Source organism: Cellulomonas sp. P2_B4 (genome assembly GCF_056404795.1).
Genome location: NZ_JBFUDI010000047.1, coordinates 1 through 693, shown reverse-complemented (window position 1 = coordinate 693; position 693 = coordinate 1). Strand labels below are relative to the sequence as shown.

1 protein-coding gene is annotated in these 693 nt (G+C 65.9%); it reads left to right on the top strand.

The window, feature by feature from the left end; all coding sequences use genetic code 11:
* Positions 1 to 693, top strand: a 693-nt coding sequence (locus AC1DZC_RS19995; protein WP_477044487.1) for a hypothetical protein, incomplete at both ends; no start/stop codon positions are given.

Here is a 693-nt window from a genome sequence, read left to right as displayed (position 1 = left end):
CGGGCGAATATTCCAAGACCAGCCGGCTGCGCGCGGTCGACCGCGATTATCTGACGCAGGATTTCACGTCGACCGGCGGCCGCGACAACCGCGCGACCGGCAATGCCTGCCTCTCGCCGACCTACCGCGTCAACACCACGGCGACCGGCGGTCCGACCGGCAACTTCATCCAGCCGGCGACCGGCGCGGTCAGCCCGCGCTGCGACAATATCCGCGATCTCGATCTCTATCCGAGCCAGGAGCGGCTGAGCTTCCTCGCGGCGGGCCATCACCAGGCGGCCGACAATATCGAGCTGTTCTTCGACGCCTTCTATTCGCGCACCCAGACCGACGCCTATCGCGAGTCGCTCTACACCACCAATGTGATGACGCGGAACAACCCCTATTTCCCGACCTTCGTCGCGGCGAACGTGCCGTCGATCAGCGTGACCTATAACGTCAACGCGCTGGACGGCGTGCGCGAGCGCGATACCCAGGACCTGAGCGTCTATGGCGGCACCGTCGGCGCGGGCGTGGATTTCGGCCGGTTCAAATGGACCACCTATGTCACCGGTTCGCGGTCCTCGACCGATCTGCGCGAAGGCAGCTTCAGCCCGGTCGCGGCCGGTGCGCTGATCCAGTCGAGCGACCCGAATACAGCGATCGACCCGTTCGGCGGCCGCACCAGCCAGCAGACCAAGATCACCCTGGCCG